The sequence below is a fragment of the Streptococcus peroris ATCC 700780 genome, from assembly GCF_000187585.1.
GTDB classification, from domain to species: domain Bacteria; phylum Bacillota; class Bacilli; order Lactobacillales; family Streptococcaceae; genus Streptococcus; species Streptococcus peroris.
Genome location: NZ_GL732463.1, coordinates 503,013 through 528,738, shown reverse-complemented (window position 1 = coordinate 528,738; position 25,726 = coordinate 503,013). Strand labels below are relative to the sequence as shown.

At 38.7% G+C, this 25,726-nt stretch carries 21 protein-coding genes and 1 pseudogene; 4 read left to right on the top strand and 18 right to left on the bottom strand.

Features of this window, described 5'->3' with window-relative positions:
- Positions 1 to 22: 22 nt before the first annotated feature.
- Positions 23 to 1,594 carry a degradosome RNA helicase CshA gene (cshA, locus tag HMPREF9180_RS04560; RefSeq protein ID WP_006145306.1) on the bottom strand — a complete coding sequence of 524 codons (1,572 nt, stop codon included), beginning with the start codon at positions 1,592 to 1,594 and terminating at the stop codon, positions 23 to 25.
- 317 nt (positions 1,595 to 1,911) lie between these two features.
- On the opposite strand from cshA, the gene HMPREF9180_RS04555 reads away from it, so the two are divergent.
- From HMPREF9180_RS04555 to HMPREF9180_RS04540, 4 genes are all read left to right on the top strand, one after another.
- Entirely contained in the window at positions 1,912 to 3,228 is a 1,317-nt protein-coding gene (locus HMPREF9180_RS04555) for an FAD-containing oxidoreductase (RefSeq protein ID WP_006145305.1), read from the top strand.
- 101 nt (positions 3,229 to 3,329) lie between these two features.
- Positions 3,330 to 4,673 (top strand): lipid II isoglutaminyl synthase subunit MurT, encoded by a 1,344-nt coding sequence (gene murT, locus HMPREF9180_RS04550; protein ID WP_006145304.1) that lies wholly within the window; start codon positions 3,330 to 3,332, stop codon positions 4,671 to 4,673.
- Complete coding sequence (gene gatD / locus HMPREF9180_RS04545) at positions 4,673 to 5,455, top strand: lipid II isoglutaminyl synthase subunit GatD (protein ID WP_006145303.1); 783 nt, start codon at positions 4,673 to 4,675, stop codon at positions 5,453 to 5,455. The genes murT and gatD overlap by 1 nt, the downstream gene beginning before the upstream one ends.
- 114 nt (positions 5,456 to 5,569) lie before the next feature.
- Positions 5,570 to 6,652, top strand: coding sequence for a M24 family metallopeptidase (locus HMPREF9180_RS04540; RefSeq protein ID WP_006145302.1), 1,083 nt, complete (start codon positions 5,570 to 5,572; stop codon positions 6,650 to 6,652).
- A gap of 46 nt (positions 6,653 to 6,698) precedes the next feature.
- Here the strand turns inward: HMPREF9180_RS04540 and HMPREF9180_RS04535 are convergent, their stop codons facing one another.
- The 17 genes and pseudogenes from HMPREF9180_RS04535 to HMPREF9180_RS04455 form a co-directional block, all read right to left on the bottom strand.
- Complete coding sequence (locus HMPREF9180_RS04535; RefSeq protein ID WP_006145301.1) at positions 6,699 to 7,241, bottom strand: GNAT family N-acetyltransferase; 543 nt, start codon at positions 7,239 to 7,241, stop codon at positions 6,699 to 6,701.
- Between the two features lie 342 nt (positions 7,242 to 7,583).
- Positions 7,584 to 8,408, bottom strand: coding sequence for an ammonia-dependent NAD(+) synthetase (gene nadE, locus HMPREF9180_RS04530; RefSeq protein ID WP_006145300.1), 825 nt, complete (start codon positions 8,406 to 8,408; stop codon positions 7,584 to 7,586).
- Entirely contained in the window at positions 8,405 to 9,865 is a 1,461-nt protein-coding gene (locus HMPREF9180_RS04525; RefSeq protein WP_006145299.1) for a nicotinate phosphoribosyltransferase, read from the bottom strand. Before HMPREF9180_RS04525 ends, nadE begins: the two co-directional genes overlap by 4 nt.
- Positions 9,866 to 9,972: 107 nt before the next feature.
- Positions 9,973 to 10,458, bottom strand: coding sequence for a DUF6773 family protein (locus HMPREF9180_RS04520; protein ID WP_006145298.1), 486 nt, complete (start codon positions 10,456 to 10,458; stop codon positions 9,973 to 9,975).
- Complete coding sequence (locus HMPREF9180_RS04515; protein ID WP_006145297.1) at positions 10,448 to 10,657, bottom strand: helix-turn-helix transcriptional regulator; 210 nt, start codon at positions 10,655 to 10,657, stop codon at positions 10,448 to 10,450. The genes HMPREF9180_RS04520 and HMPREF9180_RS04515 overlap by 11 nt, the downstream gene beginning before the upstream one ends.
- Positions 10,658 to 10,805: 148 nt before the next feature.
- Complete coding sequence (locus HMPREF9180_RS04510; RefSeq protein WP_006145296.1) at positions 10,806 to 11,216, bottom strand: GNAT family N-acetyltransferase; 411 nt, start codon at positions 11,214 to 11,216, stop codon at positions 10,806 to 10,808.
- 99 nt (positions 11,217 to 11,315) lie between these two features.
- Positions 11,316 to 12,653: an amino acid permease gene (locus HMPREF9180_RS04505; protein WP_006145295.1), complete on the bottom strand. Its 1,338-nt coding sequence runs from the start codon at positions 12,651 to 12,653 to the stop codon at positions 11,316 to 11,318.
- A gap of 95 nt (positions 12,654 to 12,748) precedes the next feature.
- Positions 12,749 to 13,231: a transcription elongation factor GreA gene (greA, locus tag HMPREF9180_RS04500; RefSeq protein ID WP_006145294.1), complete on the bottom strand. Its 483-nt coding sequence runs from the start codon at positions 13,229 to 13,231 to the stop codon at positions 12,749 to 12,751.
- A 76-nt stretch (positions 13,232 to 13,307) separates the two neighbouring features.
- Positions 13,308 to 14,945, bottom strand: coding sequence for an endolytic transglycosylase MltG (mltG, locus tag HMPREF9180_RS04495; RefSeq protein WP_006145293.1), 1,638 nt, complete (start codon positions 14,943 to 14,945; stop codon positions 13,308 to 13,310).
- Positions 14,946 to 15,027: 82 nt separating this feature from the next.
- A complete protein-coding gene (locus HMPREF9180_RS04490; protein WP_006145292.1) occupies positions 15,028 to 15,522 on the bottom strand; it encodes a GNAT family N-acetyltransferase in 495 nt (164 codons plus the stop codon).
- A complete protein-coding gene (locus tag HMPREF9180_RS04485) occupies positions 15,519 to 16,034 on the bottom strand; it encodes a GNAT family N-acetyltransferase (RefSeq protein WP_006145291.1) in 516 nt (171 codons plus the stop codon). The genes HMPREF9180_RS04490 and HMPREF9180_RS04485 overlap by 4 nt, the downstream gene beginning before the upstream one ends.
- A gap of 8 nt (positions 16,035 to 16,042) precedes the next feature.
- Positions 16,043 to 17,377, bottom strand: coding sequence for a UDP-N-acetylmuramate--L-alanine ligase (gene murC / locus HMPREF9180_RS04480; RefSeq protein ID WP_006145290.1), 1,335 nt, complete (start codon positions 17,375 to 17,377; stop codon positions 16,043 to 16,045).
- 12 nt (positions 17,378 to 17,389) lie between these two features.
- Positions 17,390 to 17,982 (bottom strand): annotated as a pseudogene (gene zapJ, locus HMPREF9180_RS09985) (divisome accessory protein ZapJ).
- Between the two features lie 46 nt (positions 17,983 to 18,028).
- The gene (locus HMPREF9180_RS04470; RefSeq protein WP_006145287.1) at positions 18,029 to 21,127 is read right to left on the bottom strand and encodes a pilus expression-regulating Snf2 family helicase; all 3,099 of its coding nucleotides are present in this window, start codon (positions 21,125 to 21,127) and stop codon (positions 18,029 to 18,031) included.
- Between the two features lie 96 nt (positions 21,128 to 21,223).
- Positions 21,224 to 22,387, bottom strand: coding sequence for a MalY/PatB family protein (locus HMPREF9180_RS04465; RefSeq protein WP_006145286.1), 1,164 nt, complete (start codon positions 22,385 to 22,387; stop codon positions 21,224 to 21,226).
- A gap of 4 nt (positions 22,388 to 22,391) precedes the next feature.
- Positions 22,392 to 23,486, bottom strand: coding sequence for a cystathionine gamma-synthase (locus HMPREF9180_RS04460; protein WP_006145285.1), 1,095 nt, complete (start codon positions 23,484 to 23,486; stop codon positions 22,392 to 22,394).
- Positions 23,487 to 23,631: 145 nt separating this feature from the next.
- A complete protein-coding gene (locus HMPREF9180_RS04455; RefSeq protein ID WP_006145284.1) occupies positions 23,632 to 25,590 on the bottom strand; it encodes a peptide ABC transporter substrate-binding protein in 1,959 nt (652 codons plus the stop codon).
- Between the last annotated feature and the right edge of the window lie 136 nt (positions 25,591 to 25,726).

Here is a 25,726-nt window from a genome sequence, read left to right as displayed (position 1 = left end):
CATTTATTGGATTGTTTTTTTATTATTTGTCACCTTTGTTGCGGATTACAAAGCCGTTTTTCTTTTCACTTGAGGTACGATGTGGGCGTTTGTTTCCTTTTCCTTCAAAGTCTCGGCTATTTTTATTGGACTTCCGTTTGAAATCACGGCGTCCACCATCGCGGTCTTCTCTACGGTTTCGATCACGGCGTTGGTCTCCACGGTAGCCATTTCCACGACCACCTTTGCCCTTCCCACCGAAACCACCACCAGATGGTTTAAATGGCAATGGTTTTTCACGCGCGATTTCCACTTCTGGAAGACTGTCTGGATCCTGAACCGTTAACGTGAGGATATACATGGCCAATTCTTCAGGACTAAATTCTGCTGCGAGCTTACGAGCATCCTTAGAAAATTTGTCGAAGTTGCCACGAATAGTCTCATCTGCAAAATCACGTTCGATTTTCTTAAGTGCCACGTGCTTTTTAGCTTGGAAGGCTTCTTCCGCTGTCGCTGGTTTCAAGCCTTTCATACGCTTCTTAGTCAAGTTCTCGATAATTTGGAGATAACCCATTTCATTTGGAGCTACAAAAGTAATGGACTGGCCTGACTTACCAGCACGACCTGTACGGCCAATACGGTGAACATAGCTTTCAGGGTCTTGAGGAATATCATAGTTGTATACATGAGTCACTCCTGAGATATCCAATCCACGTGCTGCAACGTCTGTTGCAACGAGGACATCAAGATTGCCATTTTTAAAATCACGAAGGACACGAAGACGTTTGTTTTGGTCCAAATCCCCATGAATACCTTCTGCACGGAAACCACGGATCTTCAGACCACGAGTCAATTCATCCACACGGCGTTTAGTACGACCAAATACGATAGCAAGTTCGGGTTGTTCTACATCCATGAGACGAGTCATGGTGTCAAATTTTTCTTGTTCCTTAACACGGATATAGTACTGGTCTACTAATTCTGTAGTTAATTCTTTGGCAGCAATCTTCACATGCTTAGGTTCTTTCATGAACTGAACACCAATCCGTTTGATAGCATCTGGCATAGTCGCTGAGAAAAGTAAGGTTTGGCGATTCTCAGGTACACGAGAGATGATGGCTTCGATATCTTCAAGAAAGCCCATGTTGAGCATCTCATCAGCTTCATCCAAAATCAAGGTCTCAACATGTTGTAATTTCAAAGCCTTGCGTTTAATCAAATCTAAGAGACGGCCTGGTGTTCCCACTACGATATGAGCCCCTGATTTAAGGGCCTTGATTTGCTTTTCAATGCTTGAACCACCATATACTGAACGAACTTTTACACCTTTACTACGACCAAATCGGAAAAGTTCTTCTTGACTTTGAACAGCTAGTTCACGAGTGGGAGCGATGACCAAAGCTTGGATAGTTGCTTCTTCTGTTCGAATCTTTTCAAGGGTTGGCAAGCCAAAGGCTGCTGTTTTCCCTGTACCAGTCTGTGCTTGACCGATCACATCTTTTCCTTCAAGAGCCAAAGGAATGGTTTGCTCTTGAATAGGACTTGCTTCTACAAATCCTGCTTTATCAACTTCTGCTAAAAGGTCAGCAGAAAGATTAAATTCATTAAATTTCACGTTTTTCTTCTTTCTAAAGGTGGTGCGAAGCCACCCTATGGCGCTTTCTTTATACTTTTCTATTTATGACGTATTTTCATACTTCCTATATGACAAATCGTGTTGCTTCTTTTCCACAAAAGAAAAGTATTGCTATCTTTGCAACCTATCTAGTATAACACAAGAAATGAGTAAAAGATAGTCTGACCTCCTTATAAAATGACCAAAATCATTATTGCTAAAAAGTGAAGAAATCAGCCCACTCAATTTTCCGTAGCAGATTTGTGAAAAAATTTTTTTCTTGTGCTAGAATGAAATTCGAACAGGAGGATTTTTAAATGTTAACATACGATTTAATTGTCATTGGATTTGGGAAAGCTGGTAAGACACTAGCTGGTAAAATGGCTTCAGCTGGTAAAAAAGTTGCCCTCATTGAACGCAGCAAGGCTATGTACGGGGGAACTTGTATCAATATTGCTTGTATCCCTACTAAAACTTTACTCGTAGCTGCTGAAAAAGGCTTGTCATTTGATCAAGTCATGGAGACCAAAAATACTGTTACAACACGCCTCAATGGTAAAAACTATGCTACTGTAGCAGGTACAGGTGTCGATATTTTAGATGCGGAAGCTCACTTTGTTTCAAACAAGGTAATCGAAATCCAAGCTGGTGCTGAAAAACAAGAACTAACAGCAGAAACCATTGTCATCAACACTGGTGCTGTTTCAAATGTATTGCCAATTCCAGGTCTTGCAACAAGCAAGAATGTCTTTGATTCAACAGGTATCCAAAACTTGGATCAATTACCTGCAAAACTTGGTATCCTTGGTGGCGGAAACATTGGTCTTGAATTTGCTGGTCTTTACAATAAACTTGGAAGTAAGGTAACTGTCTTGGATGCTCTAGATACCTTCTTACCTCGTGTAGAACCTTCTATCTCAGCTCTTGCTAAGAAATACATGGAAGAAGACGGTATTGAATTGCTTCAAAACGTTCATACTACTGAAATCAAAAACGACGGTGACCAAGTCCTTGTCGTAACTGAAAACGAAACTTACCGTTTTGATGCTCTTCTCTACGCAACTGGACGCAAACCAAATGTAGAACCACTTCAACTTGAAAACACTGATATCAAACTAACTGAACGTGGTGCTATCAAAGTAGATAAACATTGTCAAACAACTGTTCCTGGTGTCTTTGCAGTCGGTGATGTCAATGGTGGACTTCAATTTACCTACGTTTCACTTGATGACTTCCGTGTTGTTTATAGCTATCTTGCTGGAGATGGTAGCTACACGCTTGAAGACCGTCTCAACGTACCAACCACCATGTTTATCACACCCGCTCTTTCTCAAGTCGGTTTGACTGAAAGCCAAGCGGCTGATTTGAAACTTCCATACGCAGTCAAAGAAATGCCTGTTGCTGGAATGCCTCGTGGTCATGTCAATGGAGATCTTCGTGGTGCCTTCAAAGCCGTTGTCAACACTGAAACAAAAGAAATTCTCGGTGCTACTATCTTCTCTGAAGGTTCACAGGAAATCATTAACATCATCACTGTTGCTATGGATAATAAGATTCCATATACTTACTTCACAAAACAAATCTTCACTCACCCAACCTTGGCTGAAAACTTGAATGACTTGTTTGCGATTTAACCTAAGATACACTTATGACAAAAAACAACCCTACTAGGGCTGTTTTTTCTTTTCAAAAATCTCAAATCTATCTTTTCCAGCTTTTATGATATAATAGAAACATGAAATTAAAAACTACTTTGGGCCTTCTTGCTGGGCGTTCTTCTCATTTTATTTTGAGTCGTCTTGGACGTGGAAGTACGCTGCCTGGAAAACTGGCCCTTCAATTTGATAAAGATATTCTACAAAATTTAGCGAAAAACTACGAGATTGTTGTAGTAACTGGTACCAATGGGAAAACCTTGACGACCGCTCTTACTGTCGGTATCCTAAAGGAAATTTACGGTCAAGTTTTGACCAATCCAAGTGGTGCCAATATGATCACAGGGATTACAACGACTTTCTTGACTGCAAAATCTTCAAAAACTGGAAAAAATATTGCCGTCCTTGAAGTCGATGAAGCAAGTCTCTCACATATCTGTGACTACATCCAGCCGAGTCTTTTCGTCATCACCAATATCTTCCGTGACCAAATGGACCGCTATGGTGAAATTTATACGACCTACAACATGATTTTGGACGCTATCCGAAAAGTTCCTACTACTACTGTACTCCTTAACGGTGACAGTCCACTCTTTTACAAACCTGCAATTCCAAATCCTGTTCAGTATTTTGGTTTTGATTTGGAGAAAGGTCCAGCAAAACTTGCTCACTACAATACTGAAGGTATCCTCTGCCCTGAGTGTCAAAGTATTTTGAAATATGAGCTAAATACATATGCCAACTTGGGAGCTTATATCTGTGAGAATTGTGGATGCAAGCGTCCTGACTTGGACTACCGTCTGACTGAACTGGTTGAATTGACCAACAATCGCTCTCGCTTTGTTATTGACGGACAGGAATACGGTATTCAAATCGGTGGACTCTACAACATCTACAATGCTCTGGCTGCGGTTGCTATTGCCCGTTTCTTCGGTGCAGATTCTAAACTCATCAAGCAAGGTTTTGACAAGAGTCGTGCTGTATTTGGTCGCCAAGAAACCTTCCATATCGGTGACAAGGAATGTACACTGGTCCTCATCAAGAATCCTGTCGGTGCTACACAAGCCATTGAAATGATTAAACTCGCTCCTTATCCATTTAGTCTATCGGTTCTCCTCAATGCAAATTATGCAGACGGAATTGATACTAGCTGGATTTGGGATGCTGATTTTGAACAAATTACCGATATGGACATTCCAGAAATTAATGCTGGTGGTGTGCGTCATTCAGAAATCGCTCGTCGTCTACGTGTTACTGACTATCCAGCTGACAAGATTACTGAAACAAGTAACCTGGAACAAGTTCTTAAAACTATTGAAGTCCAAGACTGCAAACATGCCTATATCCTTGCGACCTATACAGCTATGCTGGAATTCCGAGAATTACTAGCAAATCGTCAGATTGTTAGAAAGGAGATGAACTAATGGTTTATACTTCACTTTCCTCAAAAGATGGCAACTATCCTTACCAGCTAAATATCGCCCACCTCTACGGCAATCTCATGAACACCTACGGAGATAATGGGAATATCCTCATGCTCAAGTATGTAGCTGAAAAGCTGGGTGCTCATGTAACAGTTGACATCGTTTCTCTCCATGATAATTTCGATGAAAACCATTACGATATCGCCTTTTTCGGTGGTGGCCAGGACTTCGAACAGAGTATCATTGCTAGTGACTTACCTGACAAAAAAGAAAGTATCGACAACTTTATCCAAAATGACGGAGTTGTCCTTGCTATCTGCGGTGGCTTTCAACTACTAGGCCAATATTATGTTGAAGCTTCTGGAAGACGCATCGAAGGTCTTGGCGTCATGGGACACTACACGCTCAACCAAACCAACAACCGCTTTATCGGTGACATTAAAATTCATAACGAAGAATTCGATGAAACCTACTATGGTTTTGAAAATCACCAAGGCCGCACCTTCCTCTCAGATGACCAAAAACCACTCGGTCAAGTTGTTTACGGAAATGGAAACAACGAAGAAAAGGTCGGTGAAGGTGTTCACTATAAAAACGTCTTTGGTTCATATTTCCACGGGCCTATTTTATCCCGTAATGCAAACTTAGCCTATCGCTTAGTCACTACTGCCCTCAAGAAAAAATACGGTCAGGACATCGTCCTTCCAGCTTATGAGGATATTCTTAGTCAAGAAGTTGCTGAAGAATACAGCGATGTTAAAAGTAAGGCCGAATTCAACTAATATTCCTATTCCAACATGCCATCAGCTGTTGGAATTTTTTTATGCTTTTTCTCCTTCTTCCTTGCATTTTTTCCCATTTTTTGCCAAAATAGAGGGGTAGAAAGAAGGTAGCTTATGTCTAAATTACAACAAATTGAAACATATCTTGAATCAGAAAAACTAGACGTCGCTGTCGTATCTGACCCCGTCACAATTAACTATCTCACTGGCTTTTACAGTGACCCACACGAACGCCAAATGTTCCTCTTTGTCCTTAAAGGTCAAGAACCTCTACTCTTTGTTCCCGCGCTAGAGGTTGAGCGTGCAACCAGCACCGTATCATTCCCAGTTGTTGGCTATGTGGACTCTGAAAATCCTTGGAAAAAAATTCAAAACGCCTTGCCTCAAGTTGAATTTAAGCGTGTAGCTGTTGAGTTTAGCAACCTTATCTTGACCAAGTACCATGGCCTCCAATCAGTATTTGGAAAAGCTGAATTTGAAAACTTAACACCATTGATCCAACGGATGCGCCTCATCAAATCAGCCGATGAAGTTAAAAAAATGATGGTAGCTGGTCAGTATGCAGACAAAGCTGTAAGAGTTGGCTTTGATAATATTTCATTAGATAAAACTGAAACAGATATTATAGCTCAAATCGACTTTGCATTGAAACAAGATGGTTATGAAATGAGTTTTGATACTATGGTCTTAACAGGAAATAATGCTGCAAACCCTCATGGTATCCCTGCTGCTAACAAGGTTGAAAACGATGCTCTTCTCCTCTTTGACCTCGGTGTTATGGTCAATGGTTATGCATCAGATATGACTCGTACAGTCGCTGTTGGTAAACCTGACCAATTCAAGAAAGATATTTACAACTTAACTCTTGAAGCTCAACAAGCTGCCCTTGACTTCATCAAACCTGGTGTGACAGCGCATGAAGTAGACCGTGCAGCTCGTGAAGTGATTGAAAAAGCTGGCTACGGTGAGTACTTCAACCACCGTCTCGGTCATGGTATTGGTATGGATGTGCATGAATTCCCATCCATCATGGAAGGAAATGACATGGTTATCGAAGAAGGCATGTGCTTCTCAGTTGAACCTGGCATCTACATTCCTGGTAAAGTCGGTGTCCGCATCGAAGACTGTGGTGTTGTAACCAAAGATGGCTTTGACCTCTTTACAAGTACCAGCAAAGACTTGCTTTATTTTGATTAAAAAGTATATTACAAAAAATAAGATGGAAAAGAATAACTTTTCCATCTTATTTTTTGATTTGATAATACATTTTATCAGCGATATAACCTTTTCGTTCAACTGCATTTGGAATTGTCTTCCAAAAAGTCATACCCGCCTTTTCCATCACACGACCAGAGGCGGGATTTAAACTTGCATAGCAAGCATCAACCTCTTCAAATCCAATCTCATCTAGACAGTATGATAAAACAGCCTTCAAGGCTTCTGTCATGAGTCCTCGTCCCCAGTAGTCCATCCCTAAGATATATCCGACTTCACAGCTAGAGTTTTCTTCATCCACACTGACCAGACTAATATCTCCAATTACATATTCTGGATTTTCTTTGAGACTAATGGCCCATTTGTAGTAATTTGGATTGTCATAGGATTTTACCCAATTGCCAATAGAATTTCGAGTTTGGTCAACATTTAGGTGTGGATTCCAAGTCACATAAGTCAGATTTTCTGATCGTGAAGCCCAATTGTCAAACATAGCTTGAGCATCAGTTTCCACAAATCTCCTCAAAATCAATCGTTCTGTCTCTATAGTTTGTGTTCCTAGTTCTTTCATAATCGTAACTCGCTTTCTATTTCATGGATTGGTTCAAACTTGCATTGACCTATCTCACTCTCCTAATTTAAGTTATAAAGTGAAAAAGGTCCTCCGGACCTTCTTCGCTTTTCTATTTTCAGGCTCGGGGTAAAAACACTACACTCATAAACATTGAGAAAACAACAGTCTCCTCTAATTTCATGACGCAGTCGCTGTCTGGCTTGAAATGCACTTTGTCAAGTTTGTTCAAGCCTAGTCATCGTTGCGGGGGTGAGACAACGAAATCGAACTCTTCGAGTTACCGGACCTTGCTCGCTTTTCTATTTTCAGGCTCGGGGTAAAAAGGTCCCCCGGACCTTTTTACTCCCAAAACGTATCAAACACTGTGATTGGTAGGTGGCGTTTGTGTTGGCCTTTGTACCACCATTTTTCGATGATTTCTTGGGCTTCCGGGCTGATTGTTTTGCCTTCTAGATAGTCATCAATCTCTGCGTAAGTTACACCGAGTGCAACTTCATCTGCCAAGCCTGGTTTCTCTTCTTCCAGGTCTGCGATTGGTACCTTCTCATATAGGGAGGAGTCAGCTCCGAGCTCCTTCAATAATTGTTTTCCTTGACGTTTATTGAGGCGATAAAGAGGTAAGATATCTGCACCGCCGTCACCGAACTTGGTAAAGAAACCTGTGACATTTTCTGCAGCATGGTCAGTACCAATAACTGCTCCACTATGAGCTCCTGCGAGTGCATATTGGGCAATCATCCGGCTACGAGCCTTGATATTCCCTTTATTAAAGTCTGACATTGAACTTCCAGTAGCCTCTACTGCCGCTACCATAGCATCAACAGAATCTTTGATATTTACTACCAAACTCACATCTGGTTGAATGAAGTGTAAGGCTTTTTGGGCATCATCTTCATCAGCTTGCACACCATAGGGTAAGCGAACAGCGATAAATTTATAGCTATCATCACCCGTTTCTGCACGCATTTCTTCCATAGCTAGTTGGGCTAAGCGTCCAGATAGGCTTGAGTCTTGACCTCCGGAAATCCCTAAAACAAAACTTTTTAGGAAGGGATGCTTTTTCAGATATCTTTTTAGAAAGTCGATGGAGCGTCGGATTTCTTCTTTTGGATCAATTACCGGTTTGACACCCAATTCTTGGATAATCTCTTCTTGTAAGGTCATTCTTCTTCTCCTTCGCCTAGAGCTTCCTTGCGCATCTTGTCAATCAATTCCATCTTATCTTGCCAAATATCACGCGCCAAGTCGACTGGATAATGCTGAGGATTGAGGACACGTTTATATTCGTCCCACAATTTATCAAATTCTTTACGAGCATAGGCTTGAATTTCAGACAGACTTGGTAAATCATAGACTAACTTGCCATCCTTAAAAATATCAACCAAGAGAGGAACGGCATCAAAATCACGAACAGTCTTCTTGATGTAAGTATAAGTTGGATGGAACATCTTAATTTCCGTCATACTTGTGACATCAACACCATCATAGGTAATGTAGTCCCCTTCTGATTTGCCTTTTTCACGACTGGTAATGCGCCAAACTTGTTTCTTACCCGGAGTTGAAACTTTCTCAGCATTGCTAGAGAGTTTAATCGTATTGCGCATGTGACCATTTTCATCTTCGATGGCAACAATCTTATAAACTGCTCCAAGCGCTGGTTGATCGTATGCAGTGATAAGCTTAGTTCCCACACCCCAAACATCAATCTTAGCCTTTTGCATCTTGAGGTTAAGAATGGTATTTTCGTCAAGGTCGTTGGATGCATAAATCTTAGCATCAGTAAATCCAGCCTCATCTAGCTGTTGACGGACTTTCTTAGAAATATAAGCAATATCTCCAGAGTCAATCCGAACTCCTAAAAAGTTGATTTTATCACCAAGTTCACGAGCAACCTGAATAGCAGCTGGAACACCGATACGTAGGGTGTCATAGGTGTCAACTAGAAAAACACAGTTCTTATGAGTCGCTGCATATGCTTTAAAAGCTTGATAATCATTGCCATAGACCTGTACTAAGGAATGGGCGTGAGTTCCTAAAACCGGAATACCAAAAAGCTTTCCTGCACGCACATTACTAGTTCCATTGGCTCCACCAATAACAGCCGCACGAGTCCCCCAGATAGCCGCATCCATTTCTTGTGCACGACGTGTACCGAACTCCATCAAAGGTTCATCATCGATAACCGAACGAATACGAGCTGCCTTGGTCGCAATCAAGGTTTGAAAGTTAACAATATTCAAGAGGGCTGTTTCAACTAATTGACACTGAGCCAAAGGACCTTCCACTTGAACAATCGGTTCATTGGCAAATACCAAGTCCCCTTCTTGAGCAGAACGTACAGTCAATTCCATCTTGAGGTTACGGAGATATTCCAAAAAAGCACCGTGATAACCAAGTGACTCTAAATAATCAATATCGCTATCTGAAAAGTGTAAGTTTTCCAAGTACTTCACAATACGCTCTAATCCTGCAAAGATAGCATACCCATTCTTAAATGGCTGTTGGCGGAAATACACCTCAAAAACTGCTTTCTTATTATGAATGCCTTGATCAAAGTATACTTGCATCATATTAATCTGATACAAATCAGTGTGCAATGTTAAACTATCATCTGGATACATATCTATTCCTTCTTCCTTAGTTTACGGAATGGCGAAACTCTCACCATCTTATAAATTAGTACTATTATATCATATTTGAAAAGGATTGAGAAAATTGTAACAAGCTTTCATTCTTTCTCCAACGCATCCATCGCTTTTTCATACTTCTTCTGGGCCCATTCACCATAACTTTTCAAGCCTAAGTTACCAATAAAGACCCATGGAAGATAAAAGATATAAGTAAATACCCATGCATAAATGTACTTAATATGTAGAGGGTTGTGCTGATAAATTTCGATATTAAACTGGTAGTTTTGTAGCATCAAGGTAGCTGTAATCACTAGAGTTAATAATAGACAACCTAAAATTGTAAAATGAAAACGACTATAGTAGGTCACACCTAGACTTCTAGCACGATTGATAAAGTAAAAATTCCCTATGATGATAATTGCGAGAAGCATGCTAGGATTAAAAAGGCTTGGTGCTAACACTGATATGAAATAAGCTAGAAACAATAATCCGGTAGAAATATGAAAACTCTCTGCACCCGCTTTATGAAGTTGTTGTTCTTCTCTTTCATCCAGTAATTGATAATAAAATAATCTATTTTTCATCTTCTTCCTCCCAAAATAATTGATCTAAAGTTTTCCCTAAGCATCTGCAAATAGACTGGCAAAGGGAAAGACTAGGATTGTACTTTCCTGCTTCTATCAAGCCGATAGTCTGTCGAGTCACACCTACAGCATCTGCCAAGTCACTCTGTGTCATATCTAACTCCACTCGAGCTAGTTTTAATTTTAAATTCTTAGCCACTTCTTACCTCCTTTTAGATTTTAAAAAGTTGCGCTTATTTCTAAGTTTATTATATCATATATTTTACATTATGCAATATATACCTGTCATTTTGTGCGATTTTTTTAACAAAAAAACTCTACCACCGAAATGATAGAGAGTTCTATACTTACAAATCTTTTTGATAATAGTATCTTTGTCCAGTATAGGGATAATCTTTCAAAGTAAAAACTTCCTTGTAGCCATACTTCTGATAAAAGGCTGGCGCTTGAAATTGATAGGTATTCACAAAAGCAAAGCGACAGTTTCTCTTTTTAGCTTCACTTTCTGCTTGGTACAATAGTTGGGAGCCGATTCCTTGTCCTCGCAAGTCCTCCTTCACAAACAAATACTCGATTTCTAACCAATTCCCGAAAGTCTCTGCTACTAAACCAGCCATGAGTTGACCGTTTTCATCTTCGATATATAGATTAAGTGGCTCACTTTCAGCAGCTTCTCTTTTGGAACGATTATAAGAGCGAATCAAGTCTCCTATTATTTGCGATTTCTGAGACTCTATATTCTCCAATTGAATGTGCATCAAACCCTCCTCGAAGATACTTATAGAATTGATTATATTCCTATTTTAAAAAGCTGTCAAACTAGAAAACCCACCAACTAATGTTGATGAGTTTCTGTTTTATTTTCTAAATTTCCACTGGCTATATATACCAAAAGCGACAATCCAGATAGCTGAGCCTTTAGCTCCCATTTCTGTTGATTCTTGTAGGAAAAGAATCACAAATACAAAGATAAAGAAGAGGATTGTTAAGGGATTTAAAAATTTGTAGTAAGGCATGAGATACCCATCCGCCATAAAATCTTTGGAAGTACGATACTTAAGATGCGCTACCATGATCAATATGTAGATGGCAATGTAAACACCCGATGAGGAAGCTGTAATCAAAGCAAAAGCATCTGATACACCAGGAAGTACATTGATAAAGGCAGCAAGACCAATCAATACCGCTGAAGCAATGATGGCATTCTGAGGAACATTATGACGAGAAAGTGTGTCCGCCTTAATGGCTTTTAGGAAGCGATTAGGCGAATCATGGGCAATCTGATACAAGTGTCGACCTGTAGAATATAGGGTTGAATTCAAAGCTGATGCTGCTGAAGCTAAGACAACAAAGTTAATCAAAGCGGCTGCCCATTTAACGCCTGCTAATTGGAATACCGTAACAAATGGTGAATCTGCTGAACCTAGCTCCTTCCATGGAATGATAGCCATGATTGACAAAAGAGCTCCTCCGTAGAAGAAACCAATTCTCAATGGAATTTCTTTAACAGCTTTTGGCAAAACCTGACGAGGATTTTTCGTTTCAGATGTTGTTACACCGATGAATTCAATCATCAGATAAGCAAAAAATACCATTTGAAAAGCCATGACAAAGTTCACAACTCCATTTGGAAAAAGAGAGAAATGATTGGTAATATTTGCTATACTCGCAGCTCCATGAGGTGTCTCAAATCCTGTCAATACCATAAATATCCCTGTGGCAATCATAGCAAGAATAGCCACAATTTTAATCATGGCAAACCAAAATTCAACTTCTCCAAAGATTTTAACGGCAATCAGATTTACCAAACCTAGAATAACCAAAAAGCTAATCTGAATCAGCCATCCTGGCCAAGACGGAAACCAGAACTGAACATACTGGGAAATGGCTGTGATTTCCGCCATTCCTATAAAGATAACTGATAACCAGTAAGACCAGACTGAAAAATATCCCCAGCCCTTACCAAGGTAACGGGTAATAAAATTGATAAAGGTATGTTGTTCAGGATCTTGATAAAGCATTTCACCAACAGCACGCATCATCAAGAACATAAAGGCACCTGTGATCATATAAATCAGAACAATTGAAGGACCTGTCAAACTGATTGAACGGCCTGCTCCTAAAAAGAGTCCTGTTCCGATAGTTCCGGCGATCGCCATAACTTGGACATGACGGTTGGTTAGGCCACGCTTCATCTTATTTTTATTTTTTGTGAACTCATATGTCTCCTATCCATTTTAGAAGAAAAAGGAGTTAGGAAAGACCATACCTCCTTTTCTCATCAATTTGATTAGACTGTTTTTTCTACTTTCAAAATTTTGACATCGTAGCTACCAACAGGTGTTTCAACTGTCGCAATATCTCCAGTTTTCTTACCAATCAAAGCTTGTCCTATTGGACTTTCATTAGAGACTTTACCAGCAAAAGCATCTGCACCAGCTGACCCGACAATGATATAAACTTCTTCATCATCTTCTCCAACTTCTTGAATGGTTACAGTTTTTCCGATAGCAACTTCATCTTGAGCAACTGCATCGCTATTGACGATTTCTGCATAGCGGATTTTTGTTTCTAAACTTGAAATTTGGCCTTCAACGAAAGCTTGTTCGTCCTTAGCGGCTTCATATTCACTGTTTTCAGATAAGTCACCATATGAACGGGCAACCTTAATCCGTTCTACAACTTCTGGACGACGTACTAATTTTAATTCTTCTAATTCTTTTTCAAGTTTTTCTTTTTCTTCCAATGTCATTGGATAAGTTTTTTCTACCATTTTTCTCAACTTTCTTTAAATTATTTAAATAAATATTTACTTTTAAAAGCAAAATTATGTGGAAAACCACATAATTTTAGTTTGTGCTATTGGACTGGTTTAATTTACCATTAATATGCTCTTGAACATTTCGATTATGTTCTTCTAAAGTAGTTGAATAGTAAACTTTACCATCTTGAACATTAGCAACAAAGTATAGATAATCACTCTTAGTCTGATTGATACTTGATTCGATAGCATCTAAGCTTGGGCTATCAACTGGACCAGGCATAAGACCCACTTTTGTATATACGTTATACGGTGAATCAAGAGTAGTATCAATAGCAGCGTCATCAGCAAGACTGATATTTTGACCAAGTTTACCTTCTGCATAAAGAATGGCAATATTACTTTGAAGTGGCATACCAAGATTCAAGCGATTATAGAAAATTCCAGCAATCAACTTACGATCATCTGTTTTTGCACCTTCTTTTTCAACAAGAGAAGCAATCGTTAAGAGCTCATTAACTGTTAAATTCTTTTGTTTGATGGTAGCATAGTGATTAGATAGATTTTTATCCATAGCTGCCAACATATCATCAATTAGACTTTCAACAGTTGTACTTTCTTTAATCGTATAGGTTGCAGGGAAAAGATAGCCTTCTAAACGATAACGGACACCACTATCCTTAGCTGGTAAGCTTTCAAGTAGGTTCGGATATTTAGCAACCTCTTTAGTAATAAAGCTTTCATCTTGAACTTTTGCCATAAATGCATTTGCAGTCAAAGGTTCCTTAAAGTCGCCTTGAAGTTGGCCAACTGTCTGTGCAATTTGTTCCAAAGTATAACCTTCAGGGATAGTCAATTCTGCTAGGGAAGGTTCTTGAGGTTCTGGTGTCCCACCCTTTTGTAGCGCTTTAATCAATTCCTCTGTACTCATACTTTTTTTCAAGTTATAATAACCTGATTTTAAGTCAGAGTAATTCTTATACTTGGCATACATGGTAAATACCAAACTATTTTTAATTAACCCAGAATTCTTCAAGGTTTCACCAATTTGTTGAGTATTAGCTCCATCAGGAATTTGTACAGTCACATATTGTTTAGAACTTGGATCTACAGGTAGCAAAGCTGATTCAGCATAACGGAGACCAAAGAACCCACCAGCACCAAGTAAGATCAACAATACCAATATGGTCATTAAAATTCCTTTAAAGTGGGATTTTTTCTTTTTCTTGATTGGTTTCACAGGCTCTCTATGACTTCTTCTAGAAAGTCCTGGCGCTTCTGTGTCTACTTCAACAGGATTTTCAGTTGTAGTTTCTTCCTGATCTGATTCAGGTTTTACCGTTTCATCCACTTCAGGTGAAGCATCCTGAGTGCGGTATGAAACTGACACCTTTGTTGGAATTGAATGTTTTTCTTCTTTTTCTGAGATAGATTGAGCTGACTCAACAACCTCTTCTGGAGCTTCTTCTGTAATAGTTGGACGTGGAGGAACAACTGGTGCATTATCAATTAACTGATCCACAGCTGAAACTGATTTTTCAATTAACTCTTCATCAGATATGCTCGGTTCTTTTTTTCCTGAAGTTAACTCAGAAGAATTGACTAAAGTTGAAAGGAGGTCGTCAGTTTGTTCTGATTTAGTGGCCTCTTTTCTCTGTTGCTCTAAGTCACGTAGAATTTTTTCTTTAAAACTTAATTTTTCTTCTTCATTTGAATGTTCGCTCAAAGGTAATTACCTCCTTGTTGATAATCCTTAATATTATATCTTAAAAACCAAAGAAAAGCAACCATAGATACCATTCTATCAACTAATTCCTGTTTTCCCAGACCATATCATACCATTCTTCCCCTGCAAACTGCGACTTAGATCTTCCTTCATTGACAAAACCATGTTTTTCATAATATTCAATAAGGTAATCGTGGCAGGTCAAATTGATTCCCTTGCGTTCATACTTAAAAGCCACTTCTTTCAAGGCAGTTAAGAGTTTTCGTCCAAGTCCTAATGATTGGGCTTTCTTAGTAATGGACAGACATGTTACAGATATATAACCACCTTTTTGATGACTATGGTCTTCTATTTCTTCTGTAAAGGATTGGTCCTGCAAGTGACGATTGGGGACTACTGGTCCTTCAATATAGCCAAGAATCTCCCCTTCTTTTTCAGCCACCAGAAAACTGGTCTCAATTTTCTTTAAATGTGCTTCAAAAACAGAGCGAGGTATGGCTTCTTCTATCGAAAAATTGTCTAATTCAATCTCTAAAATACGGTCTAAATCGTCTAGTCTAGCTGGTCGAATAATCATAATTCCTCCTGATAAAAGGGATTTCCCCAACACATGAGAAAGGCATCTTCACTGCTTCTTTCTCCTTCTATGAACCCTTGTTCTATAAATCCATTCAGTTCCAAGTAAGAAAGTAATTCATCTTTACAGAGAAAATAAATAGCTGGACTATTTTTTTGACGGGTAACTTCCTTAAGACTTGCAAGTAACAAGGTTCCAAAACCTTGCTTCTGAAAGTCTGGATGTACTGATAGTTCTTCAATGATTGTTGAGTTTTCGTTAATAGAATCCTCACCTTTGTTATCTACAATCCATTTGTGTAAAGAAAAGTCGGTAATAGTCGTCGCAGTGATATAAGCAATTACCTGATTATCAAAGCTGGCTAAGAGAAACGTATCCGCATGATTGCGGATACGTTCTTCTAGTATTTCTTGAGTTAGTCTGTCTTGGAAATTCAGAGTCCCTTCCTGTATCGAACAAATTTGTTCAATATCAGAATGCTGAGCTTCCCTAATATTAATTGGAAATTCCATGTTACTCCTTACTGAACATTACTGGTCAAATTTGACAAGAGACGTTCAAATGAGTATTCGTAGGTTTGAATATCACCCGCTCCCATGAATACATAGACTGCATTGTCATGGTCAAGAAGAGGAGATACATTTTCAACAGTAATAACTTGATGTTTTTTATGAATCTTATTAGCTAGGTCTTCCACTTTAACATCCCCATGATCAACCTCACGGGCTGAACCATAAATTTGTGCCAAATAAACGGCATCCGCTTGGTTTAGGGCATCCGCAAATTCATCTAACAAGGCAATGGTTCTTGTAAAGGTATGCGGTTGGAAAATAGCTACAATTTCCTTGTGTGGATATTTTTGACGCGCAGCATCTAAGGTAGCAATAATTTCAGTTGGATGGTGTGCAAAATCATCGATAATAACAGTATCATTGACGATTTTTTCTGTAAAGCGACGTTTTACTCCTCCAAAAGTCTTCAAATGTTCGCGAACTAAATCCATGTCAAAGCCTGCAGTATAAAGTAAACCAATTACTGCTGTTGCATTCATGATATTGTGACGACCAAAAGTAGGAATGTGGAACTGCCCAAGATTTTCTCCATGATGATGAACTGTGAAGGTTGAGCCTGTCGTTGAGCGAAGAAGATTGCTGGCTACAATGTCGTCTTTTTCAGCATCAAATCCATAATAATAGATTGGAGCATTACTCGTAATCTTACGCAACTCTTTATCTTCACCGAATACAAACAGACCTTTCGTGATTTGTTTTGCGTAATCGTTAAAGGCATTGAAAACATCATCTAGGCTCGTAAAGTAGTCTGGATGGTCAAAGTCGATATTGGTAATGATAGAGTACTCTGGGTGATATGGCATGAAGTGGCGTTCATACTCGTCTGATTCGAAGACAAAATACTTGGCATTTTCAGAACCACGACCTGTACCGTCCCCAATTAAATAGCTCGTATCAGTAATATGTGATAATACGTGAGAAAGCATCCCTGTTGTTGAAGTTTTACCATGTGCACCAGCAACTCCCATACTGACAAAGTTACGCATAAAGCTACCGAGGAACTCATGATAACGTTTGTAACTTATCCCATTCTTATCTGCGTAGGCAATTTCTACGTTGTTATCTGGGCGAAAAGCATTCCCAGCGATAATCTCTAAATCTCCTTGAAGATTTTTCTCATCAAAAGGTAAAATTTTGATTCCTGCTTGCTCTAAGCCACGTTGTGTAAAGTAATATTTCTCTACATCAGATCCTTGAACCTTATGCCCCATTTGGTGCAACATCAAAGCCAAGGCACTCATTCCTGATCCTTTAATTCCGATAAAATGATAGGTTTTTGCCATCTTATTTCCCCTTTACTCTGTCATCCTTGTCAAGTTTAATTCTTGAGCTATTTTACGTTCTTTTTCTGATTGATTTTCTTTTTTGTTGTAAATTTGACTTTTCTTTAGAAAATCATAATTATTTTTCTTTGGTCCCAGATTCTCTTCTTTGGTTGTTTGTTGTATCTGAGGAGCCATTTCAGCTAAAATATAATGGCTTTGCGCTAACTTGTCACTGTATCTTGTAAGTTCACCAGAATTTTCCTTTTGGAAAGGAGCTGTTGGCTGATTTGGCCGTCTTACTACATTATTTGAAGGTTTATGACGTTTTGTAAAGCTAACATCTTGAGTCAAATACTTTGCTGAACGTTTCCTTTTCAAATCAGCTCTTGCTTCTTCACGAGCAAGCTCAGCGTAGGTTTTTTCTTTTTTTCAGTTAGTTTTTTTTGTACATTAGTCGGAGACTTTTTATCATTAGTAATTGGTGACCATTCCAAGTAGTTTTTATCCTGGTAGTCTCCCTTAATATTACTAATCAAATCCGACTCATCATATAAGTTCATAAATGGCATCTCAGTCAGCATGATCTCATCATCTGACACTATTGGAAATCGTTCGTGCTTCATTTTTATTTCCTTTCAATACTCCATTATAGCGTAAAGTCTTGATTTTTCAAGTCTTGGCTTCAGAAATTCCTAATATTTCTTGAATTTCAGCAAGTGTGAGACTTCCACGGGATTCTGTTCCGTCTAAGACTTCTGAAACTAGATTTTTTTTCTGTTCCTGGAGCTCTTGTATCTTTTCTTCAATTGTTCCCCGAGTCACCAGACGATAAACCTCAACAGCTTGCTCTTGTCCCATGCGATGAGCCCTACTTATAGCCTGTGATTCGACAGCTGGATTCCACCATAGATCTACCAGAATAACGGTGTCCGCACCAGTTAGATTGAGACCAACACCACCAGCTTTTAGCGAAATCAAAAAAACATCGCGTTCTCCTTGATTAAAGGCCTTGGTCATTTCTTGACGTTCCTGTGATGGAGTTGAGCCTGTAATCTTGAAGGAAGTTAAGCCAATATGAGGTAATTCCTGCTCAATTCGGTCCAGCATTCCTCTAAATTGAGAGAAGATGAGTACACGATGATTTGCTTCACCAATTTGATTGAGCAAATCACGTAAACTATCAAGCTTCCCGCTATCTCCTTGATAATCATTCATGAAGAGTGCAGGAGTGTCACAAATCTGGCGAAGACGCATGAGTCCTGTTAATATTTCAACACGATTGCGTTGAAATTCTAACTCAGTTACCTTCCCTAAATGTTCCTGCATCTGTTGTAATTGTGCGAGATAGATGGTCTTTTGCTGATCCTCCAGTTCATTCTTGTAAACTACTTCAATCAAATCAGGTAACTCAGTAAGAACATCCTTTTTTTTACGACGCATAACAAAAGGTTTGATAAACTGGGCAACCCTTTCAGCTGGTAATTTCATAAAGTCTTTTTTTGCTGGTAAAAATTCTGGTATGACAATTTGAAATATAGACCATAATTCTCCTAGATTATTTTCAATTGGGGTCCCAGATAGAGCAAAGACAGATGGGACAACAAACTTCCTCAAAATTTTAGCAATTTTGGTCTGGGCATTTTTCATCACCTGAGCTTCGTCTAGAAATAGAAAGTCAAAAGATAAATCGCGATAAATCTCACTATCCTGGCGGAAAGTAGCATAACTGGTCACATAAATTTGATGCTTTTCTGCTAAGATAGCCTCTCGATAAGGTTTCAATCCATGTACAACCGCTACATCCAAATTTGGTGCAAATTTTTGAAACTCGTCTGTCCAGTTATAGATTAAACCAGACGGAGCGAGGATTAAGACTCGGCTATTTTCTTGAAGCTGGCTACTTAAAAAAGTTATAGCTTGCAAGGTCTTCCCAAGCCCCATATCATCTGCTAATATTCCTCCAAACCCATAATGATGAAGCATTTGAAGCCATTGGATTCCCTTTTTCTGATAGTCTCTGAGTTGAGCTCGAATATCTAGAGGTTTCATCGGGAAATCCTCTGGATGAGTCAAATCATGTGCTAGATTTCGAAATTCTTCAGTAAAAGTAACTTGATCCTGATCCTTAAAAAGATGAGAAAGTGTATAAGCTAAAGATTTGCGTGCATGGAAAGAATCACTCTCTATCTCTTCAATCCCCAAATCCTCTAACTCCTTGCGAATGCGCTTAGTCTGTTCATCGAAATAATAAACCTGGTTTGAGGAAGAAATATAATAGTCCTGTTTGGCAGCGAGAGCCTCCATAGCTCGATTGACTTCTTCTTGATCTATATCTTGAAAATCAAATTGAATCTCTAAAAGACTTCCCTTTGAAGAGATATATACTTGAGGTTTCTGAACCTGATAAAGCTCCTGCAAGCTCTCAGAAATCTTTAATTCCCCGAGAGCTGCAAATGCTGGTAAAATTTCTTGGAAGAAAGCATAGACTGCATCAGCTTTCAAACTTTGACGCCATGAACGAAAATCAGCTTCAAATCCAGCTGAAAGAGCTAGCTGAAAGATTTGTTTTTCCAAATGAATATCACTAGAAAAAGGCAGTTTCTCTAGTTCATTACGATTGGTTACTAGGCAAGTTTCATACTGAAATTGCATGTCCAAACGAATGGAATCATCCTCTTCTCGATCCATGTAAAATGAAGGACGGAAAGTCTGGATTTGAAGAGACTCAGGAGCCTCTACTTTCCCGAGGGCTTTAAACTGGGACAAGGTTGAAGCTAAAAGATCTCGGTCGTTCGTATCAAACTGTAAAATTTTTCGACCACTATAATCTAAAGGAACTTTTTTGAGCTCATCTAATAAAATAGCCTGGTTTTTTGACAAAAGATAAAAATTTCCTTTAGAAAATAAAATTTGTCCCCTATAAAAGAAATTGAGACATTCCTGTTCGAAAATTTCCATCTCATAATAATTAGGTTTTTCTTCAATTCGAAAAGAAAACAAACCTACTTGACCATCAAAATCTTGAAAAATCAAATGATGATAACTTGACAATTGATGGTCAAATTGAAAGACGTCTAAACCCATCAGTAGGTTAGCGCCCTGCTCAAAAAAAGTTTTAGGGAAATAGAGATGTCGCCCTTGGTTTGGGAAAAAGATATTGTACTCTTCTTTCTCCTCAATCAGACCTCGTAAGAAATTCAAGACATCTTGGCTATCTTTATCAAATTGCTCAACTCTCAATGAAGGCTCGTAATATTTTCCAATCATGTAAGGTTTGGCAGTTTCGATGACTTTTAAGAACAGCGGAATATCCCTAATCACATAAAACTTTTCTTGTCCAAAAAGACCAATCCTTAAAGTCCAGACAATACGATTAGTTCCCGCTTCAACCTGCCCTTGAGCAGAAAGCTGATATTTATTAGACTGATTTGGAAGCTGGATAGCTTCTAAAAATTTCCCTCCAATAGATACCTGTGTCTCAACAGTTTCTTTCTCTTCCTGATTAGACTCCAGATTGAGCAAGATTTCCTGTCCTGTGTGGTCATTTTTAAAATAATATTCCAGTGCTGCCAAATGAACACAGTAGCCTCTTTTTTGGAAAAAACTACATGCACAAAAGATCAAATCATCGTCTAAACTATAGCGAATTTCTTCTTCCGCTACACGCGCATAAACGCGATTGTCTTGCTCCTTCATAATTTTAATCTGACCAGTTTCGTAGACTTCTACTCCCTCCATTCGAAGTTTACCTGGAATCAATTTAGCCATAGTTTCCCCTTTACTTTATCCCTTTATTATATCATAATTCTCCCTATTAAAATAGCCTTCCTAAGATATTTTTGTCTTAGAAGGCTATTGTTTTGTTTATTTTGATACAACTTTTACGATTCGTTGACAGACTTCCTCTAGCAAGGTTTTAGGCATAGCTACATTTAAACGTGCGTGGAGAGTACCCTCTTCACCAAAATCCAAACCTCTATTTAGGATAACCTTGGCTTCGTCTCTCAAGAGCTTTCTTAGTTCTTCATCGCTAATATTATAGGCTGAAAAGTCAAGCCAAATGAGGTAGGTCCCTTGTGGCTTCATGACCTTAATCTTTGTTTCTTTTTCGAATACATCAACCACATAATTGATATGATTTTCAATAACTTCCTTAAGTTCTTCTAGCCACTCTTTCCCATGGCGATAAGCAGCTTCTGTTGCCAAATATCCGAGTCCTGAGATTTCATGCTGATTATTTGCAAGCTGACGTTTTTGGAAAGCGACTCTCAACTTAGGATTTTCAATAATGGCATAGGAGTTCTTGGTCCCAGCTATGTTAAAAGTTTTAGTAGCACTGCTTAAAATAATTGAAAAATCCTTGAAGTCAGGGTTCACCGTATTAAAGGAATAATGTTTATGCCCGAAGAGGGCCAAGTCTTGGTGAATCTCATCAGATACTAGCAAGACTCCATGTTTTTGACAAAGTTGGCCAATCTTCTCCAAAACTTCCTTCTCCCAAACTCGTCCCCCAGGATTGTGGGGATTACAGAGAACATAGAGTTTCACGTTCTTTTCGACAAAGTCTTTTTCCAATTGGGTAAAGTCGATTTCAAAGATTCCTTCTTTTTCTACTAAAGAATTCGTAATCAGTTTGCGATTATTGAGCTTAACAGTGCGAGCAAATGGAGGATAGACCGGAGTATTGATGAGAACAGCTTCTCCTTCTTTGGTAAAAGCTTGAATCGCTACTGAAATCGCAGGTACAACACCTTCAATAAAAACGAGGGCATCTTTTTTAAAGTCATAGCCATGTTGGCTTCTTTCCCAATTTTGTACTGCTTCAATCAAGCCATCACTAGCATAGGTATAGCCATAAACTAATTGTTCCGCATAGTCATGTACGGCTTGTTGAATTTCTGGCAAAACCACGAAATCCATATCTGCTATCCAGGCTGGCAACACTTCACGGTCAGTCTCCGCCTCTTTCCATTTATAGGTATGTTGGTCAAAACGATTGGGCAAGGTCGTAAAATCATATTTTCCCATAGTCTTATCCTTCCAATGCTTGACGCAAGTCTTCAATCAAATCTCTAGCATCCTCAATCCCAATAGACAAACGCAAGAGATCATCTGTCAAACCATAAGAATGGCGCACTTCTGCTGGAATATCGGCATGAGTTTGAGTAGTTGGATAGGTAATGAGACTTTCTACACCACCCAGACTTTCAGCAAAAGAGAATACTTTCAAAGTATTTAAGATATGAGGAATGCGTTTCTCATCTGCTACTTTAAAGGAAATCATTCCCCCACGTCCTGTATACAAGACTTCTTTGACTGCAGGCGATTGTTTCAAAAATGCTACGATTTCTTGAGCATTAGCAGTTGAACGCTCCATACGAAGAGACAAGGTTTTAAGTCCACGAATCAATTGATAACTATCAAATGGTGACAAAACAGCCCCTGTCGTATTGAGATTGTAAAAGAGTTTTTCGTATAAATCCGCACAATCTGTCACAACCACACCAGCTAGAACATCATTATGACCTGCAAGGTATTTTGTCGCTGAATGAAGGACAATATCTGCTCCTTCTTCAATTGGACGTTGATAAATAGGACTGTAGAAGGTATTGTCGACAACCACTTTAGCACCCTTAGCATGAGCTAATGTTGACAATTTTTCAATATCAAATTCCAACATCAAAGGGTTGGTTGGTGTTTCAATATAAAGTACATCCACATCCTTTTCTAGCTCAGCAATCAACTCTTCTTCTGTATTGGCATAGGTAAAGTGGAAACGTCCTTCCTGCTCCATTTGATTGAACCAACGGAAAGAACCTCCATAAAGATCACGGACAGCCAAAACCTTGCTGCCAACAGGAAAAATACTAAAGGCTAGTACAATGGCAGACATACCAGAACTAGTTGCTAGAGCATAGTGGGCTGATTCAATAGCCGCTAAGACTTCCTCTGCTTTGGCACGAGTAGGGTTTTTGGTACGCGTATAGTCATAACCCGTTGATTGACCAAATTCTGGATGCTGATATGTCGTTGAAAAATGAAGTGGTGTCACCAAAGCACCAGTAGCTTCATCAGACTTAATCCCTGCTTGTGCTAAAATTGTGTTAATATGAAATGATTTACTCATACAATACCTCCAAATCTATACTAACTATTGTACCACTTATTTCCTCCTACTCATTTTCTTGTTTTCAAGAGCTAGTTATAGTTTCAAACTATATAAAAACGATAGCCAAATTGTAGGCTATCGTTTCTATTTATAAAATTGCTAATTATTTGACATGGTTGGCAAGGTCTTCTTGTGCTTTCTTATTAGATTCTTCTTTTTCTTTCAACCATTTTTCTCTAGCTTTTTCATACTCATCTTTGGTTACAACCTTATCTTGCAATTTAAGGTATTTGAATGATTCAACACCTTTATTACCTGCTTGAGAGTATGCTGATGAGAATGGAACTGTTTTTCTCAAACCAGGAGTACCACCAAGAGAAAGGTTTGGAATAGCTAATGAACTGTCAACCAACCAAGCTTGAGCATCTGCGTATTTATCATAACGCTTATTCAAATCTTGTTCTTTACCAGCTTCTTCGACCATCTTCGTATAAGTGTCAAGTCCAACAGCTTTTGCTTTATCGTTAGCTTCACCTGGTTCAATACCTAGATTTTGAAGAGAACCACCACTTGACAAGCTGAGAGTATCAAGGTAGGTAGATGGGTCTTGATAGTCTGGTGACCAACCACCATTATAAAGGTCGTAATCTTTTTGTGCTGCTGTTTGAGCTTGGTAACTAATACCATCCATTTCATCAGTGCTTAGCATTTGGATATCAATAACAACATTGTCAGCACCCAAAACAGATTCGATCGATTGTTTGAATGAGCTTGCTTCTTGGACACTTCTCTTAGTAGCTTGGTCAACTGGCATGTCTAAGTGGATAGGGAATTGAACACCTTTAGATTCCAATTCGCTCTTAGCTTTACTAAAGGCTTCTTTAGCCTTGTCAGCATTGTAGTAAGCATCTTGAGCATCATCGAACTTCATGTTTTCCCATTCTTTACCGTAATTAACGACCTTAGAAGCTACAACATCACCAAAGTTCTTCCCATCAACAGAAACAAATGTTGGAGGTACAAGTAAGTTTCTCAAGACTTTAGTAGCTCCGTCTTGACCTTGTGATTGTGCTGCATAAGAAGTACGGTCATAAGCAAAGTTGATTGCTTGACGGAAAGATTTATTCAAGACTGCTTCTTGAGTAGATTTCTTCTGAGCATCTGTTGTTTTTGAAGTATATTTATAAGATTTTCTATCTAAGTTAAAGTTATAGTAGAAAGATGATGAATTTTGCATACTGTAGACGATATTGTCTTTGTATTTTTCTTTCACACCTTCAAAACTTGAACTATTTGGGTAAAGACGAGCGAAGCTATAAACTCCTTCAGAGAAGTTACGAACAAGAGCATCTTGGTCACTACCATCAAAGTAGCTCAATTTCACATCATCCACATTGACATTTTTAGCATCCCAGTACTTTGGATTCTTTGTATATTCCATTGCAGATTTTGAAGTGAATGATTTAAGTAAGAAAGGTCCACTGTACAAGATATCTGCAGGATCCATCTTACCAAAGTCAGCACCTTTAGAATTCAAGAACTCTTCATTAACTGGCAACAAAATACTTGAAGTTGTTTTTGAGTTCCAGTATGGTTCTGGTTGTTTCAAAGTGTATTGAACAGTTTGATCATCAAGTGCTTTAACGCCTACAGTTGAGAAATCTTTGGATTTACCAGTAACATAGTCATCCAAACCTACAATTGAATCTTGAACTAAATATAAGGCTTGAGATTTATTATCAGCTGCATACTTCAAACCAGTTACAAAATCTTTTGCAGTAACAGGTGCATATTCTTCACCTTCATTTGTATACCATTTCGCATCTTTACGAAGTTTATAAGTGTATGTCAAACCATCTTGAGAAACACTCCAATCTTCTGCTAATGAAGGAACATAATTACCATATTGGTCGTTTTCCATCAAACCATCTACCAAGTTAGTAACCACATCAAGTGTAGTTGCACGATTTTCTAGAAGATAATTTAGACTGGCTGGGTCAGAAGCATATACATAGCTATAGGTTTTAGGCGCACTAGACGAACTACTACATGCGCTCAATAGGAATCCGGCACTAAGGACGACACCTGCTAGTGTCAGATATTTAGCTTTCGATTTTTTCATTTTCAAAACCTCCTGTTTCAAATATATGTCTTATTATACAACCGGTGTTTTATTTAGTCAAGTATTTACATGTAAAAAATTTACATTTTTGTTCATTTTTATGTTTTTTTCTGTTTTTTTTAATAAAAAATGAACA

Excerpts from the sequence above, each read along its gene's own strand:
- HMPREF9180_RS04540 (WP_006145302.1), top strand. The coding sequence starts at position 5,570 with ATGTCTAAATTACAACAAATTGAAACATATCTTGAATCAGAAAAACTA.
- nadE (WP_006145300.1), bottom strand. The coding sequence starts at position 8,408 with ATGACCTTACAAGAAGAGATTATCCAAGAATTGGGTGTCAAACCGGTA.
- HMPREF9180_RS04505 (WP_006145295.1), bottom strand. The coding sequence starts at position 12,653 with ATGAAGCGTGGCCTAACCAACCGTCATGTCCAAGTTATGGCGATCGCC.
- HMPREF9180_RS04510 (WP_006145296.1), bottom strand. The coding sequence starts at position 11,216 with ATGCACATTCAATTGGAGAATATAGAGTCTCAGAAATCGCAAATAATA.
- HMPREF9180_RS04555 (WP_006145305.1), top strand. The coding sequence starts at position 1,912 with ATGTTAACATACGATTTAATTGTCATTGGATTTGGGAAAGCTGGTAAG.
- HMPREF9180_RS04520 (WP_006145298.1), bottom strand. The coding sequence starts at position 10,458 with ATGAAAAATAGATTATTTTATTATCAATTACTGGATGAAAGAGAAGAA.
- HMPREF9180_RS04490 (WP_006145292.1), bottom strand. The coding sequence starts at position 15,522 with ATGATTATTCGACCAGCTAGACTAGACGATTTAGACCGTATTTTAGAG.
- HMPREF9180_RS04485 (WP_006145291.1), bottom strand. The coding sequence starts at position 16,034 with ATGGAATTTCCAATTAATATTAGGGAAGCTCAGCATTCTGATATTGAA.
- gatD (WP_006145303.1), top strand. The coding sequence starts at position 4,673 with ATGGTTTATACTTCACTTTCCTCAAAAGATGGCAACTATCCTTACCAG.
- HMPREF9180_RS04465 (WP_006145286.1), bottom strand. The coding sequence starts at position 22,387 with ATGGGAAAATATGATTTTACGACCTTGCCCAATCGTTTTGACCAACAT.
- HMPREF9180_RS04470 (WP_006145287.1), bottom strand. The coding sequence starts at position 21,127 with ATGGCTAAATTGATTCCAGGTAAACTTCGAATGGAGGGAGTAGAAGTC.
- HMPREF9180_RS04535 (WP_006145301.1), bottom strand. The coding sequence starts at position 7,241 with ATGAAAGAACTAGGAACACAAACTATAGAGACAGAACGATTGATTTTG.
- HMPREF9180_RS04525 (WP_006145299.1), bottom strand. The coding sequence starts at position 9,865 with ATGTATCCAGATGATAGTTTAACATTGCACACTGATTTGTATCAGATT.
- murC (WP_006145290.1), bottom strand. The coding sequence starts at position 17,377 with ATGGCAAAAACCTATCATTTTATCGGAATTAAAGGATCAGGAATGAGT.
- murT (WP_006145304.1), top strand. The coding sequence starts at position 3,330 with ATGAAATTAAAAACTACTTTGGGCCTTCTTGCTGGGCGTTCTTCTCAT.
- HMPREF9180_RS04460 (WP_006145285.1), bottom strand. The coding sequence starts at position 23,486 with ATGAGTAAATCATTTCATATTAACACAATTTTAGCACAAGCAGGGATT.
- HMPREF9180_RS04455 (WP_006145284.1), bottom strand. The coding sequence starts at position 25,590 with ATGAAAAAATCGAAAGCTAAATATCTGACACTAGCAGGTGTCGTCCTT.
- greA (WP_006145294.1), bottom strand. The coding sequence starts at position 13,231 with ATGGTAGAAAAAACTTATCCAATGACATTGGAAGAAAAAGAAAAACTT.